Origin of the sequence: Enterobacteriaceae endosymbiont of Donacia simplex (assembly GCF_012568645.1) — a bacterium.
In the GTDB taxonomy this organism is placed as follows: domain Bacteria; phylum Pseudomonadota; class Gammaproteobacteria; order Enterobacterales; family Enterobacteriaceae.
This window is the reverse complement of record NZ_CP046192.1, coordinates 131,370-148,822: the sequence shown is the minus strand read 5'-3', so window position 1 is coordinate 148,822 and position 17,453 is coordinate 131,370. Positions and strand designations below refer to the sequence as shown.

Here is a 17,453-nt window from a genome sequence, read left to right as displayed (position 1 = left end):
CCCCATTTCCCCTTCATTAGGGAACTATAATTTATATAATATATATAAAACATATTATCAAAATTTTTTTAATAAATTTTATATTTTAAAAAAAAATAGTTAATTTATAGGAGTTAATAATTTATATGAGTAAAATAATTGGTATTGATTTAGGTACAACAAATTCTTGTGTAGCAATTATTGATGGAAATAAACCTCGTGTTTTAGAAAATGCTGAAGGCGATAGAACTACACCTTCTGTTATTGCTTATACACAAGATGGTGAAATTTTAGTAGGACAACCAGCAAAACGTCAAGCAGTTACAAATCCCCAAAATACCCTTTTTGCTATTAAAAGATTAATTGGTCGTAAATTTAATGATAAAGAAGTACAACGTGATATAAAAATAATGCCTTATAAAATTATTAAATCTGATAATGGAGATGCCTGGATAGATATTAAAGGGAAAAAAATGGCACCACCTCAAATTTCAGCTGAAATTTTAAAAAAAATGAAAAAAACAGCTGAAGATTTTTTAGGGACTAAAATAAATGAAGCTGTTATTACAGTACCTGCTTATTTTAATGATGCCCAACGTCAAGCAACTAAAGATTCTGGTAAAATAGCTGGATTAGAAGTAAAAAGGATTATTAATGAACCTACAGCAGCAGCATTAGCATATGGATTAGATAAAGGTAAAGGTAATCGTATAATAGCTGTATATGATTTAGGTGGAGGAACTTTTGATATTTCTATAATTGAAATAGATGATGTAGATGGTGAAAAAACTTTTGAAGTATTATCTACTAATGGTGATACCCATTTAGGAGGAGAGGATTTTGATAGTCGTATTATTAATTATTTAGTAACAGAATTTAAGAAAGATCAAGGAATAGATTTAAAAAATGATCCTTTAGCTATGCAGAGATTAAAAGAAGCAGCAGAAAAAGCTAAAATAGAGTTATCTTCAACACAACAAACAGATGTTAATTTACCATATATTACTGCAAATGCTTCAGGACCAAAACATTTAAATATTAAATTAACTAGAGCTAAATTAGAATCTTTAGTAGAAGATTTAATCAATCAATCAATAAAACCTTTAAAAATAGCTTTAAAAGATGCTAATTTATCCTCTTCAGATATTAATGATGTTATTTTAGTAGGTGGACAAACTCGTATGCCTATGGTACAAAGTAAAGTAGCAACATTTTTTGGTAAAGAACCAAGAAAAGATGTTAATCCTGATGAGGCAGTAGCTATTGGTGCCGCAGTACAAGGTGGTGTTTTAGCAGGAGATGTTAAAGATGTTTTATTATTAGATGTAACTCCTTTATCTTTAGGTATAGAAACTATTGGAGGAATAATGACTCCATTAATAAATAAAAATACTACTATTCCAACCAAACATAGTCAAGTTTTTTCAACAGCTGAAAATAATCAATCTTCTGTTACAATACATGTTCTACAAGGAGAACGTAAAAGAGCAAATGATAATAAATCTTTAGGACAATTTAATTTAAATGGTATTAGTCCTGCTCCTCGAGGAATACCTCAAATAGAAGTAACATTTGATATAGATGCAGATGGTATCTTACATGTTTCAGCAAAAGATAAAAAAAGTGGTCAAGAACAAAAAATTACAATACAAGCATCATCAGGTTTAAATAAAGATGAAGTAGAAAAAATGATAAGAGATGCTGAAGCTAATACCGAATCTGATCGTCTTTTTGAAGAATTAGTAAAAATACGTAATGAAGGTGATCAACTTATACATAATACTGAAAAAAAATTACAAGAAGTAGAAAATCAAATTGAAGAAAAAGACAAAACATTAATAAAAAATTCAATTAATGAATTAAATAAATCACTTAAAAAAGAAGATAAAAATGATATCCAAACAAAAATTCAAAAATTAATTGAAGCATCTAGTAAAATTATGAATTTAACTAATAATGACAATACTAATAAAGAAAAAGATAATATAAAAACAGAAAATCAAGAAAACGAAGTTGTTGATGCTGAATTTGAAGAAGTTAAAGATAAAAAAAAATAATTATTTAATAATCTTATAAATAAATTATTAAATTATATTATTAGTATTATTTGTCTTTTATAAATAAAAAATATTAATAAAATTATAGGATTAAAGATAAAGATTAGGACAATAATTTATTATGTCAAAAAAAGATTATTATGATATTTTAGGTATTACTAAAAATGCTGAAGATCTTGAAATTAAAAGAGCATATAAACGTTTAGCTATAAAATTTCATCCAGATCGTAATTCTGGAAATAAAAATGCTGAAAATAAGTTTAAAGAAGTAAAACAAGCTTATGAAATTTTAAGTGATTCGAAAAAAAGAGCTGCTTATGATCAATATGGACATTCTGCTTTTGAACAAGAAAATATAAATAATACAACTGATTTTGGTGATATTTTTGGAGATGTTTTTGGAGATATATTTGGAGGTAGTTCAAGAACTAAAAATCAATCTAGAAAAGGATCTGATTTAAAATATTTAATTGAAATTTCATTAGAAGAAGCAATAAAAGGGATAAATAAAAAAATAAATATTCCTATTTTAAAAATTTGTAATTACTGTAATGGAACAGGTTCTAAAGGATCATTACAAAAATGTAATACATGTAATGGTTATGGACAAATACAAATGAGTCAAGGTTTTTTTACGGTTCAACAAACATGTCCAAGATGTCACGGAAAAGGTAATTTCATTAAAAATCCTTGTTTTTATTGTAAAAGTAAGGGTAAATTAGAAACTTATAAAACTTTATCAATAAAAGTTCCAAGTGGAATTAATAATGGAGATCGTATTAGATTAAAAGGAGAGGGAGAATTAGGAGATAATGGAGCTCAATCAGGAGATTTATATATAGAAATTAAAATTAAAAAACATTCTCTTTTTATTAGAGATGGTAATAATTTATATTGTGAATTACCTATTAATTTTATTACAGCTATATTAGGTGGAAATATAAAAATACCTACATTAAATGGTTATGTAAAATTAAAAATTCCAGAAGGTACTCAGACTGGTAAAATACTTAGAATACGTAATAAGGGAGTAAAATCTATTAGAAGAAATAATAATGTTGGTGATTTATTATGTAAAATAATAGTTGAAACTCCAATTAATTTAAATAATGAACAAAAAAATATTTTATATCAATTAAATAAAAGTTTTAATTATAAAAATAATCCTAAAATAGGAAAATTTTTAAATAATATTAAAAATTTTTTTTATAATATCACAAATTAATAATAATAGAGGGCATAAAAAATAAATTTATTTTTTATACTCTCTATTATTAAAATTATCTAATTATTAACCCATGACAAAATTTATATTTTTTACCTGAATAACAAGGACATTTTTCATTTCTACCTATCTTTTTTTTTATAAAATTTATGTTATTTAAGTTATTTAAATATTTATTATCTTTATTTATATAAGCATTAGCTGTTTTTTTTACAATTGTTAAATTATTATTTTTTATATTATTATTAATTACTTCAGGATTTTCTAAAATACTTGAAATTTTATAATAATCATTTATTATCTCATCTTCTGTTTTACTTAAAGTAATAATAACTTCTTTTTTTAAATTATTTAACATTATATTAAACATATAAAAAGATTCTTTTTTATATTCTTGTTTAGGATCTTGCTGTGCATAACCTCTTAAATGTATACCTTGTTTTAAATATTCTATTGAAGAAAGATGTTCTTTCCATAAATTATCTAAAATTTTTAAAATAATATTTTTTTCAGAAATTTTTATATCTTTTATTTTTAAATTATTTACTTTTTTTAAATATTCTTTTTCTGCAAAATTAATAATTTTTTTTAATAAATAATTTTTATTAATTGTTTTTTTATTTTTTTCTTTAAATATATTTATCCAATTTTTTATTGGTAATTTTAAATTTAAAATATTTAAAAAATAAATTTTTAGTTCTTTTAAATTCCATTTTTCTTTAATAAAATTATCAGATTTTATATATTTATTTATTACTTTTGTAAATACATCTATTCTAAAACTTTTAATTATTTGATCAGTTTTAAATGATTTTAATAATTTATTTCTTTGTGAATATATTGATAAACGTTGATCATTTATCACATCATCATATTCAAGTAATTGTTTACGTATTTCAAAATTATAATTTTCTACTTTTTTTTGTGCTTTAGATATAGCTTTTGTTATCCAATGATGTTCAATATAATCATTATGTTTCATTCCTAATTTTTTCATTAAAAATAACATATTCTTAGGCGCAAAAATACGCATTAAAGAATCTTCCATTGATAAGTAAAATCTTGACATACCTGTATCTCCTTGTCTTCCAGAACGTCCTCTTAATTGATTATCAATTCTTCTAGCTTCATGACGTTCGGTTCCAATAACATATAAACCACCTAATTTTACAATTTCATCATGTTTTATTTTCCATTGTAATTTTAAATTTTTTAATTTATTTAAACTAAATTTATTATCTAATATAAAAATACCACCTAAAACAATATCAGTTCCTCTACCAGCCATATTAGTCGCAATTGTTACTGCATATTTCATACCTGCTTTTGAGATTATTTCTGCTTCTCTAGCATGAAATTTAGCATTTAAAACATTATGTTTTATGCCTATTTTTTTTAATTTTTGAGAAATTAATTCTGATTTTTTAATTGAAACAGTTCCAACTAAAATAGGTTGACCTTTAAGGTGTTTTTTTTTTATATCTTTAATTATTGCTTTTATTTTTTCTTTTTTAGTTAAATAAATCAAATCAGGTAAATCTTTTCTAATCATAGGTTTATTAGTTGGTATTACTATTGTGTCTAATTTATAAATTTCTTTAAATTCAAAAGATTCTGTACTAGCAGTTCCAGTCATACCTGATAATTTTTTATATAATCTAAAATAATTTTGAAATGTAATAGAGGCTAAAGTTTGATTTTCATTATTAATTTTTACATTTTCTTTTGCTTCTATTGCTTGATGTAATCCATCTGACCATCTCCTACCTTCCATTAATCTTCCAGTATGTTCATCTACTATTATTATTTGATTATTTTTTAAAATATAATCTACATTTCTTTTAAAAAGATTATGTGCTCTTAAAGCAGAAATAATATGATGTAAAATAATAATATTTTTACTAGAATATAAAGATTCTCCTTTATTTATTATTTTTTCATCTATAAGTATTTTTTCTAAATATATTAAACCTCTTTCTGTTAAATATGCTTGACGAGATTTTTCATCTATAAAATAATGTCCTTTTCCTTTATAAGAAGTAGAATCTTCTTTAGACTGATAAATTAATTTAGGTATAATATTATTTATTTTTATATATAATTCTGAACTATCTTCTGCAGGTCCAGAAATAATTAAAGGAGTACGAGATTCATCAATTAATATTGAATCAACTTCATCTACAATAGCATAATGTAAACTACGTTGTACTTTTTTTATATAATCAAAAACCATATTATCTTTTAAAAAATCAAAACCATATTCATTATTAGTTCCGTAAGTAATATCTGCTTTATAAGAATTTCTTTTTTCTTCTAATGACATAGATGATATATTAATACCTACAGTTAATCCTAAAAATTTAAATAATATTCTATTATTTAAAGCATCTCGTTGAGCTAAATAATCATTAACAGTAACAATATGTACTCCTTTACCTGTAAGAGCATTTAGGTAAGCTGGTAATGTAGATGTTAAAGTTTTCCCTTCTCCAGTTTTCATTTCGGCAACACAATTATTATTTAATACAATACCTCCCATTAATTGAACGTCAAAATGACGCATACCAAATATTCTTTTACTAGCTTCTCTAACCGTTGCAAAAGCTTCCGGTAAAATATTTTCTAAAGAATAATTCTTATTTAATTTTTCTTTTAGCAAAAAAGTTTTATTTTGTAATTCAAAATTAGTTAATTTTTCAAATTCTATTTCCATCTCATTAATAATATTTACTGTTTTTTGAATACGTCGTAAAACATGGTCATTATTACTACCAAAAATTTTAGTAAAAATTTTTTTTAACATATAAATACTCTTAATAAAAAGATATTTGTATAATTATAAATATTAATTATTATTTATCTTAACAAAATAAAAAAAATATATATAATTTTTTATAAAAAATTAAAGGATTAAATAATGCGTAATAATAAATTACTATTAATTAATAAAATTTTTAAAAAAAAATATTATTCATCTTCTAAAGACATATTATATAAAATATATACACATGCAGATATTTTAATAAAAATTAATAATTTTCTTAAAAAATATTTACCTATACATTTACGTAAATGGTATAATGTAAGAAATTTTAAAAATAATATTTTAATTATAGAAACATATAATGCTGGTTCCATGATTAGATTTTTATCTGAAAAATCAAATCTTTTATGCTATTTAAAAAAACATATTATTCCATCTTTAAAAGAGATAGATATTAAAATTAATCCTGTTTTTTTTAAAAAAACATTTGTTAATAATATTAATAAATATAAATTAAAAAAAAAAATATTAAGTAAATATAGTACTGATTTATTATTAAATATTGCAGAACAAAGCCCTAAAAAATTAAAACATATAATAAAAAATTTTATTAAATAAAATTTTTTATTTATTTATATTTAAAATTTTTAGAACTAAATCATAAAAAGATAATCCTATTTTTTTTGCTGCAATTGGATATAAACTATTAGAGGTCATACCAGGTATAGTATTTATTTCTAATAATTGAAATCTTTGATTTTCATCTAAAATAACATCAATTCTACCCCATGTTTTACATTTTACTACATTCCATGCTTTTAAAACTATATTTTTTAATTCTTTTTCTTTATTTTTATTTAATCCACTTGGACAAAAATATTTAGTAGTATTTAAATAATATTTAGCTTGATAATTATAAAAAGAATCAGGACATTCTATCTTTATAGGAGGTAAAATATTTGTATCTAAAATTCCTACTGTGTATTCTTCACCTTTTATATATTTTTCAATTAAAATTTCGTCACTATATATAAATGATTTTTCTATTGCATTAAATAGATCATCTAAATGATTAACTTTTGAAATACCTAAACTAGATCCATTACAATTAGGTTTTATAAATACAGGTAAATTTAATTTCAAAATTTTTTTTTCAATTTCTAAATACTTTGATTTTATAAAATTTTTTTTATTTAATAGATAATGAGGATAAATGACCGGTAATCCATATTTATGCCAAATAATTTTTGTAAGAAATTTATTCATAGTAATTGCAGAAGATAATAAATTACTTCCAGTATAAGGAATATTAAGATAATCTAATATTCCTTGAATAGTACCATCCTCTCCTCCTTTCCCATGTAAGGCTATAAAAATTTTTTTAAATTTATATTTACTTAAATATAATAATGGAAAATTTATTGGATCTATACCAATAGCATTAATTCCTAATTTTAATAAAGCATTTAAAATTTTTTTACCAGATTTTAAAGAAATTTCTCTTTCTGGAGAATTACCTCCAAACAAAACAGCTATTTTTTTAGACATATTTTTTAATTTAAAGTTATTATAATTATTTATTTTTGTAAATTTTAGAATTTATTATTCATTAATAATGATGAGATATTATTTATATCTCCAGCTCCTTGGAAAATTAATACTGTATTACCTTTTAATTTTAAATATATATTATTGATAATATCATAATAATTTTTTGATTTAATAAAAATAGGAGTAATAATACCTAATTTTTTTATTTTTTTAGTTAAATATTTACTATTAGCATTTTTAATTGGAATTTCTCCTGCAGAATAAACTTCTAAAATAAATAATTTATCAACTTTAGATAATATTTTTACAAATTCAGTTAATAAATTTTTAATTCTAGAATAACGATGAGGTTGAAAAACCATTACTAATTTTTTATTTGGCCATATTTGTCGTGCTGTTTTAATAGTCATATTTATTTCAGTTGGATGATGTCCATAATCATCAAGAACAATTATATTTTTTTTATATTTTATTTTTTTATAAGGGAATAAAATTCCTAAAATATCAAATCTTCTTTTAACTCCTTCAAAATTTTTTAAAGATTCTATAATTACAGTATAATCTAAACCAATATAAGATGATATTGCAAATGCAGCTGTTGCATTTAAAGCATTATGATATCCAGGAATATTTAAATTTATTTCTACAGATAAATTTTTTGTTTTTTCTAATAAAGAAAATTTACATTTATAACCATTTTGTTGATAATTATATAATTGAATATCAGCATTTTTATTAAATCCATATGTAATAATGTTTTTTTTTAAAATATTTTTATTTTTTTTTATTAAATCATAATTATGAAAATTATCTATACAAATAATTATACATCCATAAAATGGTATTTTTTTTAAAAATCGTAAAAAATTTTTTTTTAAAATTTCAATATCATTATTATAAGAATTTAAATGTTCTTTTTCAATATTTGTAATAATATTTATAATAGGATTTAAATATAAAAAAGATTTGTCGCTTTCATCTGCTTCTGTAATAAAATACTTACCTGAACCTAAATAAGCATATTCTTCAGAAAATTTTAAAATACCCCCATTAACAAAAGTTGGACTTAATTTAGCTAATTTAAATATTTTATAAATTAAAGCTGTAGTTGTTGTTTTACCATGTGTTCCTGTAATTGTTATCCCATAAAAAAATCTCATTAATTCTGCTAATATTTGTGCTCTATTAAGTATAATAATATTTAATTTTTTTGCAGCAATTAATTCTGGATTATTATTCTTAATAGCAGCAGATACTATAATAAGATCTATATTATTTGTAATATTTTTAGCATCATGTTTAAAATGTATTTTTATATTTAATAAATTTAATTTTTTTGTAATAAAATTAGAAAATAAATCTGAACCACTAATTTTATATCCTTGTTTTGCTAAAATTGTTGCAATTCCCCCCATCCCAGAACCACCAATACCAATAAAATATATATAATTAATATTTTTCATTTTAGGTATTTTATTAAAAAATTTTTGATTAAGCATATTTTAAATTTCATCTTATGTATAAATTAATTAATTTTATTTTATTTTATTTAATTCTTGATAAATTAATTCTGTAGAGTTTATTATAGATAATTTATAAGATTTACTTCCCATATATACAATTTTTTTTGTATTTAAAGATAATATAGTATTAGCAATTTTATTAATATTTAAATTATTTTGTTCATAAATTTTAGCAGCTCCTATTTTCTTTAAATTCATTGCATTAAAATATTGTTGTTTATCTTCATGTTGAAAAGGTATAAAAATAGCAGGTAAACCTATTGCTGTAATTTCACTTACAGTCATTGCTCCTGATCTACATATAATAATATCAGCCCATTTATATGCTTTATCTATATTTTTTATATATTCTTTTAAAATTAAATTATCAATAATATTTTTTTTATATTCATAAAATATTTTTTTTAAATTTCCTTTGCCAACCTGATGTAAAATAGATATTTTATTTTTTAAAATTTTAGCTAATTCTATACCTATTTTATTTATTATATTTGCTCCTTGACTTCCTCCTGTAATTAAAACATGAATTGGTTTATGAATTTTTAAAATAGATCTTTTATATAAAGATAATTTAATAATTTTTTTACTTATAGGATTTCCTACTAATATTGCATTATTTAATGTATTAGGATAAGCTTGCATTTTTACTGTTGCTATTGTAGATAAAATTTTATTTGTTATACCAGGAATACTATTTTGTTCATGTATTATTAAGGGTATATTACATAACCATGCAGCTAAACCACTTGGTCCAGAAATATAACTTCCCATTGTTAAAACTAAATTTGGTTTATATCTTTTATAAATTGTAATTGATTTATAAGTTGATATTAATAATTTTATTATAGTAATAATTATAGAAAAAATATTTTTATTTTTAAATCTAAAAAATTTTATTAAATAAATATATATATTTTTTTTGGGAATAATTTTAGATTCCATTCTAGATGAAGTTCCTAACCAACGAACTTGCCATCCCTCTTTTATAAATTTATATGCTATATTTAAGGCTGGATAAATATGTCCTCCTGTTCCACCAGCTACTATAAGAATTTTTTTATTTTTTTTCATTTTTTAAAAAAAAAATTAATATAAATTAAAATATTTGAAATTATATAATATTTTTTTATAAAAATATATTATTTCGAATTATGAAATTTTTTAACTAATCTTATAAATTCCTTTCCACGATGTTTAAAATTTTTAAATTGATCAATACTAGAACAAGCTGGTGATAATAATACAACATCTCCATATTTTACTAATTTAATTATTTTTTCTATTGCTTGAGATATTGTTTTTACTATTTTTACTTTAGGATAAATAGATAATATTTTTTTTCTTAATATTCCAAAACAATAAACATTAATATTATCTTTTTTTTGTAAATATTTTTTTAATAAATATAATTTACAATTTTTATCATATCCTCCTAATAATAACCAAATTTTTTTTTTTTTATATAAATATTTTAAAGCAGCTTTAGTACTACTAATATTTGTAGATTTTGAATCATTAATCCAAGTAACTCCATTTTCTATATGTATAATTTGTAATATATGATCCATATTTAAATAATTACTTATTTGTTTTAGAGAAATTTTTTTAGAAATTTTTAATACATCTGTTACAGCTAATACTGCTAAAGCATTTAAGTAATTATGAATACCAATTAATTTAGTTTTATTAAAATTTAAAATTTTTTGATGATTAATTTGTAAATATATGTCTTTTTTATCATAATATAATGTATATTTTCCAGAAGACTCACCAAAAGTTATATATTTTTTTTTTTTTTCAAAACATTTAGGATAACATAATGAATTATCAGCATTGTATATGCAAACAGAAGCATATTTATAAATACCTAATTTGAAATTGCGATATTGTTGTATTCCTAAAGGATATCGGTCCATATGATCTTCAGAAATATTTAAAATAACAGCAATATATATATTCAATTTTTTTATAGTTTCTAATTGAAAACTAGAGATTTCTAAAATATAAAAATCTTTTATAAAGGATAATAAATCTAATACTGGATATCCTATATTACCTCCAATACCAACATTAAAATTATTCTTTTTCATAATTTTTCCAATCATATTGGTAACAGTACTTTTACCATTAGTACCTGTAATTGCTATTACAGGTGTTGTATTATAACGTGCAAATAATTCTATATCTCCTATTATTTCAATACCTTTTTTTTTTGCTTCTAATAAAAGATTATTAAATATTGATATACCAGGACTTATAATTATTAGTTGTGAATTCAATATCCAATCTTTTTTTAAAAAACCTAAATGGCATGGAACATAAGATGGTATTCTTTTTATAAATTTCGGAGAATTACATATATCCATAACGGATGGTATAATATTTTTTTTTAAAAGAAAATTTAAACATGATATACCTGTTAATCCTAATCCTATAATAAGTATTTTTTTGTTCATTTTAAATATTTTTATACTATTATAATTAAAGAAAACAACACTATTATTAATGAAATAATCCAAAATCTAATAATAATACGAGGTTCAGGAATTCCTTTTAATTCATAATGATGATGTAAAGGCGCCATTAAAAAAAAACGTTTTTTATTATATTTAAATTTTAAAACTTGAATTATTACAGAAATTGCTTCTAATATAAATACACTACACATTATAAGAAATAAAAATTCTTGTCTTATTAATATTGCTATTATAGATATAATACAACCTAAAGATAATGATCCTATATCTCCCATAAAAATTTTAGCTGGATAAGTATTATACCATAAAAACCCTAATCCGGAACCAACAATAGCTAAACATATTATTATTAATTCTTTTGCATTTTTTATATAAATAAAATAAAAGTATTTAGAAAAAAATATATCTCCTGAAAAATAACATAATATAGATAATGCTAAAGAAATAAAAATTATAGGCATAATAACTAAACCATCTAATCCATCAGTTAAATTTACGGAATTACTTATTCCTATAATAATAAAATAAGAAATTATTAAATATAAAATTAGATTTAAATTATATTTAATATGTAAATTAATAATAGAAATAATAAATTGTATATATAATTTTTCTGGATTATTTATATAAATTAATATTACTATAAAAATAGTAGGAATAGATTGGAAAAAAAGTTTTTTGTATGGAGATAATCCTTTAGAATTATTTAATATAATTTTATAATAATCATCTATAAATCCAATTATTGCATATAATATCATTAGAAATAATGAATAAAAAATATATTTATTAAATAAATTAGACCAAAAAAAAACAGAAATAAAAATCGATAATAATAAAATTAACCCTCCCATAGTTGGAGTATTATTTTTAGAATAATGTGTTATAGGTCCTTCTTTTCTAATAATTTGGGAAATTTTTTTTTTATTTAGATAATTAATAAACAATGGATTTAAAAAAAAAGTGATAATAAAAGATGTTAATAATGTGAATATTAAACGAATTTTAAAAGTTATTAAAAAAAAATTTAAATTTTTTGAAAAAAATTCTAAATATTTGAATAATATTAATAACATTTTAATTTCTCCAATAAAATATTAATTAATATTTCCATTTTATTATTACGTGATCCTTTAAATAAAATTGTATAATTTTTTAATTTTTTTATTATTAAAAATAATTCGTTTATTAATAAATTTTTATTTGAAAAATGTTTTGCATTTATATTATTTTCAGTAATATAGTTACTATATTTTCCAATACTTAAGATATAATTTATATTAGTTTTTAAAATTAAATTTTTTATTTTTTTATAAAAAAATAATGTATAAATACCTAATTCTAATATATCTCCAATAACTAAAATTTTAGTACCATGAAAATTTTTCAAGATATTTATAGCTATATATACAGAATTAGGATTTGCATTATAAGCATCATTTATAATTAACTTATTATTATCAATAATAATTGGAGACATTCTTCCTTCAATTGCTTTAAAGTATTTTAAACCAATAGCTATATCTTCTAAAGAAGATCCAATGGTAAAAGCTAATATAGCAGATGCTAATGCATTACTAACATTATGTATTCCCCCTCCTATTAAAAATAATTGAATTAATATTTCTCCTATAGGAGATATTAGAACAAATTCAATTTTATTTGATAAAATAATTATATTTTTTGTAAAAAAATCAGCTTTTTTATTATATAGAGAAAAAGTTAAAATTTTTTTATTATTAATTAGTTTTTTAAATATTTGTTTTTGATTCTTATCATCATAATTAAGAATAGCAGTTCCTTCACTCGTTAAATAATTAAAAATATCACTTTTACATTTAATAATATTTTGTAATAATTTAAAACCTTCTAAATGTGATGGTGATATATTATTAATTATTGCAATATTTGGTTTTACTAAACTAGTATTATAAGATATATCATTAATTTGATTTCCTCCTATTTCAATTACTGCACATTTATGATGATTTGTTAAATTTAATAATGTTAAAGGAATACCTATATGATTATTCATATTTTTTTTAGTATAAATAATATTATATCTTTTTCTTAATATAGATACTGTCATTTCTTTAACTGAAGTTTTACCTGATGACCCTGTTATTCCTATAATATTATGTTTAAATTGTTCTCTTTTCCATAAACCTAATTTTCCTAATCCTAAAATAGTATCAAATACTATTATTTGAGGAATATTAAAATTACAAAATTTATTTACTAATATAGCTAATGCTCCATTATTAATTGCTTCTTTAATAAAATCATGTCCATCAAAATTTTTTCCATAAATAGCAATAAATATACATTTCTTTTTAATTTTTTTACTATTTATTGAAAAATTTATTATTTCAATATTATTTCCAATTAATATTCCATTAACTATTTTTGATATTTTTTTTAAATTAATTAAGTTATTCATTTAGTACTTTTTAATATATTTTGAATAGCATTAAAATCTGAATAATTTAAAATTTTATTATTAATAATTTGATAATCTTCATGTCCTTTACCTGCTACTAAAATAGTGTCTTTTTTAGAAAAATTAAATATTGCATAAGCAATAGCTTTAATTCTATTTAAAATAATAAATACATTATGTGATGTAATACATCCTTTTTTTATATCTTTAATAATATTATTTATATTTTCTGTTCTAGGATTATCAGTTGTTAAAATTATATTATCAGCATATTTAGTAGCTATATATCCCATTATTTTTCTTTTTCCTATATCTCTTTCACCTCCACAACCAAAAATACACCATATTTTACCACGAGTATTTAGTCTTATAGTTAATAATATATTTTTTAATGCATCAGGAGTATGAGCATAATCAATTATTATATTAGAATATTTTTTTTTAAAAAAAATTTTTTCTATACGTCCTTTAACAGGTTTAATTTTAGAAATTGTTTTTAATAATTTTTTTAAAGGATAATTTAATTTTAATAATGCTGCCATACTTAAGATAATATTTATAACGTTAAATTTTCCTATAAGATTTATTTTTATTTTTCCATTACCCCAACTTGAATTAAATATAACTATTGTTTTATTCGATAAATAAGTTATTTTTTTTATATAAATAAATACATTAGATTGATATAAAAATTTTTTTTTAGTAGTTATTGGAATTACATTAGGTAATTTTTTAAACCATTTTAATCCTGTATTATCATCAATATTAATAATTTTTTGTTTTATTTTATGATTAGAAAAAAATTTCCATTTAGATAATTCATAATTTTTCATATTTAGATGATAATCTAAATGATCTCTAGTTAAATTAGTAAAAATACCAATAGAAAAAAATATATCAGATACTCTATATTGAGATAATCCATGTGAAGAAACTTCCATTATTATAATATTTGCTTTTTTATTTATAAATTTTTTTAGTGTAGACTGTATTTCTATTGCTGAGTCTGTAGTATTATTAGTTTTAATTAATTTTTCATGAAAACCATTACCTAAAGTACTTAAAATAGCTGGATTACCTCCTAATAATTTAATCCATTGCAGTAAAAAATTGGTTATACTTGTTTTACCATTAGTTCCTGTAATTCCTATAACAGGTACTTTTTTACTTGGATGATCATATAATATTCCAGCAAAATGTGAAATATGTTTATGTAAATTAGGTAAATATATAATGGGTATATCTTTTTTAAAAAGAATATTACAAGATGATATTTTATTATCTGTATAAGTTAAGACAGCAATAGCTCCTCTTGATATAGCATGTTTTATAAAATTTTTACCATTTTTTTTATATCCTTTTATTGCAATAAAAAGACAATTTTCCCCTGTTACTTTTCTACTATCTAAAACTATTTTATTTATTAAAATATTTTTTATTAAATTGCTTTTTATATAATTATTTAATAATTTTTGTAAACTAAATAGAGAAAAATTCAATTTTTTTCAATCCTTAATTTAAGATATTTTGTTAAAATTAAATAATAAATAAAATTATTTTTTTATATTTTTTTTGCAACACGTAGTATTGCACTTCTAGATCTTGGATTTTGATATATTTCTTTTTCACTAGGAAAAATTCTATTAATAATTTTTAATTTTATTTTATTATTTTTATAATAAAAATTATTTATTTCTTTTTCAGTTAAAGGTAATTTTTTATAAATATTTTGTTGATTTGAAGAACTATATTTTTTCATAAAACATTTAATAATTCTATCTTCTATAGAATGAAAACTAATTATTGATATGATTCCATTTTTCTTTAGTAATTCTAATGATAAATTTAAAACTTTTTTTAATTCTTCTATTTCTTGATTTAAAAAAATTCTTATAGCTTGAAAAGATCTTTTTGCTGGGTGTTTAAATTTATTACTTTTAGTAACAGAAGAACATATTGTATATGATAAATCTTTTGTATCATGCAATTTATTATTTAATATATTTTTTTTTATATTATATGCTATTTTTTTATGATATTTTTCTTCACCATATATTTTCAATATTTCAGACAATTTTTTTTCATTTATATTTTTTAATAAATTATAAGCTGTTATTCCTTTTTCTTGATTAATACGCATATCTAATGGTCCATTAAACATATAAGAAAATCCTCTTTTCGAATTATTTAATTGAAAAGAAGAAATTCCTAAATCAAATAATATTCCATCTATTTTACCTATTTTATTATTTAAAATAATTTTTAAATTTGAAAAATTATCATTTATATAAATAATTCTATCATCTATAATTTTATATTTTAATATTGTTTTCATATCACAATCTATTGCATAGATTCTCCCATAATTTCCTAATTTAGATAAAATTAATTTTGTATGTCCACCACAACCATAAGTAGCATCTATATATATGCCATTATCTTTAATATTTAAACTATTAACAGATTCTTTTAATAAAACTGGTATATGACTCATTATATTTTATATAAGTAAATTAATTACTATGTAATTTATATATTATATTATATAATATATAAATAATTAAAATTTATAATAAAATATTTCTTAAAAAATTTGGTTTAATTTTAAAAGGTATAATTATGATAGAATATCCAAATTTAAAAAGTACAACTTTAAAACAAGAAAAAAATTATATACAGATTTATTTTAGAAAAGTATATAGCTGGATGTCCTGTGGTTTATTATTAACAGCATTTATTTCTTGGTATGTATCTAATACTACACAAGTTATAAATTATATATTAAATAACAAAATTTTTTTATTAAGTTTATGTTTTTTACAATTTATATTAGTATTTGTTATTTCAAATTTTTTAAATAGATTATCTGGAAAAACATTAACTACATTATTTATGTTTTATTCATCATTAACTGGATTAACTACAGCTGGAATATTTTCTTCATATAACCAAAATACGATTTTTACGGCATTTATAACTACATCATTTACTTTTTTGGCTATGTGTATTTGGGGATATTTTACTAAAAAAGATTTAAGTTATTTAGGTAATATTATTTTAATGGGGATATTTGGTATAATTATAGCTTCATGTATAAATTTATGGGTACAAAATAATTTCATATCTTCTATAATAAATTATATTAGTGTTATTTTTTTTACATTACTTGTTTCATATGATACGCAAAAATTAAAAAATATTGCAAAAAAAATTAGTTTGAATGTAAATGATCAAGATAATTTAAGAAGATATGCTATTTTAGGAGCACTTATGTTGTATTTAGATTTTATTAATTTATTTTTTGTTATATTGCGTTTAATTGATAATAATAATAATAATAATGATGATGAGTAGTATTTTCTTATTAAAATAATAAATATTATTTATTATTTTTTTATATAAATATTTTATTTAAATAAAATATACAAGTTTTTTAC

At 20.0% G+C, this 17,453-nt stretch carries 13 protein-coding genes; 4 read left to right on the top strand and 9 right to left on the bottom strand.

The annotated features are described in order from the left end of the window. Window positions 1-125: 125 nt before the first annotated feature. Entirely contained in the window at window positions 126-2,036 is a 1,911-nt protein-coding gene (dnaK, locus tag GJU00_RS00725) for a molecular chaperone DnaK (protein WP_168893411.1), read from the top strand. A 121-nt stretch (window positions 2,037-2,157) separates the two neighbouring features. Continuing rightward, window positions 2,158-3,261, top strand: a complete 1,104-nt coding sequence (dnaJ, locus tag GJU00_RS00720) for a molecular chaperone DnaJ (RefSeq protein ID WP_168893410.1) — start codon at window positions 2,158-2,160, stop codon at window positions 3,259-3,261. A 55-nt stretch (window positions 3,262-3,316) separates the two neighbouring features. Here dnaJ and secA read toward each other — a convergent pair whose 3' ends face one another. Beyond that, entirely contained in the window at window positions 3,317-6,064 is a 2,748-nt protein-coding gene (gene secA / locus GJU00_RS00715; RefSeq protein WP_168893409.1) for a preprotein translocase subunit SecA, read from the bottom strand. A 114-nt stretch (window positions 6,065-6,178) separates the two neighbouring features. Here secA and GJU00_RS00710 point away from each other — a divergent pair, with 114 nt between their 5' ends. Then, window positions 6,179-6,643 carry a DUF721 domain-containing protein gene (locus tag GJU00_RS00710; RefSeq protein ID WP_168893408.1) on the top strand — a complete coding sequence of 155 codons (465 nt, stop codon included), beginning with the start codon at window positions 6,179-6,181 and terminating at the stop codon, window positions 6,641-6,643. Between the two features lie 6 nt (window positions 6,644-6,649). On the opposite strand, the gene GJU00_RS00705 is transcribed toward GJU00_RS00710, so the two are convergent. The 8 genes from GJU00_RS00705 to rsmH form a co-directional block, all read right to left on the bottom strand. After that, window positions 6,650-7,573, bottom strand: coding sequence for a D-alanine--D-alanine ligase (locus GJU00_RS00705; RefSeq protein ID WP_168893407.1), 924 nt, complete (start codon window positions 7,571-7,573; stop codon window positions 6,650-6,652). A 44-nt stretch (window positions 7,574-7,617) separates the two neighbouring features. Next, complete coding sequence (gene murC / locus GJU00_RS00700) at window positions 7,618-9,075, bottom strand: UDP-N-acetylmuramate--L-alanine ligase (protein ID WP_168893406.1); 1,458 nt, start codon at window positions 9,073-9,075, stop codon at window positions 7,618-7,620. A gap of 36 nt (window positions 9,076-9,111) precedes the next feature. Next, window positions 9,112-10,170: an undecaprenyldiphospho-muramoylpentapeptide beta-N-acetylglucosaminyltransferase gene (gene murG, locus GJU00_RS00695; protein WP_168893405.1), complete on the bottom strand. Its 1,059-nt coding sequence runs from the start codon at window positions 10,168-10,170 to the stop codon at window positions 9,112-9,114. Window positions 10,171-10,238: 68 nt separating this feature from the next. After that, complete coding sequence (murD, locus tag GJU00_RS00690; protein WP_168893404.1) at window positions 10,239-11,555, bottom strand: UDP-N-acetylmuramoyl-L-alanine--D-glutamate ligase; 1,317 nt, start codon at window positions 11,553-11,555, stop codon at window positions 10,239-10,241. An 11-nt stretch (window positions 11,556-11,566) separates the two neighbouring features. After that, entirely contained in the window at window positions 11,567-12,652 is a 1,086-nt protein-coding gene (mraY, locus tag GJU00_RS00685; protein WP_168893403.1) for a phospho-N-acetylmuramoyl-pentapeptide-transferase, read from the bottom strand. After that, window positions 12,643-14,016 carry a UDP-N-acetylmuramoyl-tripeptide--D-alanyl-D-alanine ligase gene (locus GJU00_RS00680; RefSeq protein ID WP_168893402.1) on the bottom strand — a complete coding sequence of 458 codons (1,374 nt, stop codon included), beginning with the start codon at window positions 14,014-14,016 and terminating at the stop codon, window positions 12,643-12,645. Before GJU00_RS00680 ends, mraY begins: the two co-directional genes overlap by 10 nt. Beyond that, the gene (gene murE / locus GJU00_RS00675) at window positions 14,013-15,515 is read right to left on the bottom strand and encodes a UDP-N-acetylmuramoyl-L-alanyl-D-glutamate--2,6-diaminopimelate ligase (protein WP_168893401.1); all 1,503 of its coding nucleotides are present in this window, start codon (window positions 15,513-15,515) and stop codon (window positions 14,013-14,015) included. Before murE ends, GJU00_RS00680 begins: the two co-directional genes overlap by 4 nt. Window positions 15,516-15,577: 62 nt before the next feature. Continuing rightward, window positions 15,578-16,510, bottom strand: a complete 933-nt coding sequence (gene rsmH / locus GJU00_RS00670) for a 16S rRNA (cytosine(1402)-N(4))-methyltransferase RsmH (RefSeq protein ID WP_168893400.1) — start codon at window positions 16,508-16,510, stop codon at window positions 15,578-15,580. Between the two features lie 125 nt (window positions 16,511-16,635). On the opposite strand from rsmH, the gene GJU00_RS00665 reads away from it, so the two are divergent. Further along, window positions 16,636-17,370 carry a Bax inhibitor-1/YccA family protein gene (locus GJU00_RS00665; protein ID WP_168893399.1) on the top strand — a complete coding sequence of 245 codons (735 nt, stop codon included), beginning with the start codon at window positions 16,636-16,638 and terminating at the stop codon, window positions 17,368-17,370. The last annotated feature ends 83 nt before the right edge of the window (window positions 17,371-17,453 follow it).